Genomic DNA, 1,050 nt, shown 5'->3' with positions numbered 1-1,050 from the left:
TCGACGGCACGGAACTTACCCCGCGCACCCAAACGGGCGACCACATCACCCCGCGCTGGTCGCCCGCGAAGTGAACCTGTGGGTTAGGAGTGAAGTTGTATCCCCCCTCCTAACCTCCTGATAAGGGTACATCGGTCGGGTACAAAAAAAGTGCCGCTTGGGGTAAATTTCATCCACTATGATAACACCCAAACGGCACAACACGGCAGAAGAGTACCCGATCGCAACGCTGATGCAACACCTCCAACACGCACTCACACCAACGCAACTCGACCGACTCCACTGGCTCCTGTTCGCCCTCATCGCGCTCGGCACACTCGCCCAAACCCGCGTCTGCCTCTACCTCGCGCAACTCACCCACATCGCCCCCAACACTTGGCGACAACGCCTCAAGCGATTCCGACAACAACCCTTCCCTGAACAGACCCTGTTCCCGACCTTGCTGCGCCTCGTGGTGGCGTGGTTGCGCCTGCCCGAAGTGTTCCTCGCCTTAGACGCCACCACGCTGGGCAACCGCTGGACGGTGCTGGCACTGGGCGTGGTGGTTCACCACCACACTATTCCCATCGCGTGGAAGGTCGTGCGGGGCAACACCAAAGGCGCGTGGCTGCCGTTGTGCGAAGCGATGCTTGCCCTGTTGCGTGGCGCGTTGCCGAAGTCTATGCCTGTATATGTGCTAACCGATCGGGGCTTGTGGTCGCCTGAGTTGTTTGCCGCGATCGTGCGCAACGGGTGGCATCCGTTGATGCGCATCAACGCGCAGGGGTATTTCCGTCCGCTGTGGGGGCGTCGGAAGCGTGCGTTAGCGTCGTTGTGTCCTGCGCGGGCGGGTCAGCAGGTGGTGCTTGCTGGGGAGGCGTTTCGGTATCGGTTGCGGTGTACTTTGGTGGTGTTTTGGGGCGAAGGGGCACAGGAGCCGTGGTATCTGTTGACGGACTTGCCTGCGCGTGCGGTGTGTGGGTCGTGGTATGGGTATCGGATGTGGATAGAGCAGGGGTTTCGTTGGCTCAAGCGTGGGTGTTTTGGGTGGCATCGGTGTCGTGTGGGTTC

1 protein-coding gene is annotated in these 1,050 nt (G+C 61.0%); it reads left to right on the top strand.

The features are described 5' to 3' along the window. Positions 1-232: 232 nt before the first annotated feature. Positions 233-1,050, top strand: an 818-nt coding sequence (locus tag NW837_RS13000) for a transposase (RefSeq protein ID WP_414332062.1), incomplete at its 3' end; no start/stop codon positions are given.

The sequence above is a fragment of the Synechococcus sp. R6-10 genome (genome assembly GCF_047461815.1).
Classification (GTDB): Bacteria; Cyanobacteriota; Cyanobacteriia; order Thermostichales; family Thermostichaceae; genus Thermostichus.
This window is presented reverse-complemented; position numbering and strand designations above follow the sequence as displayed.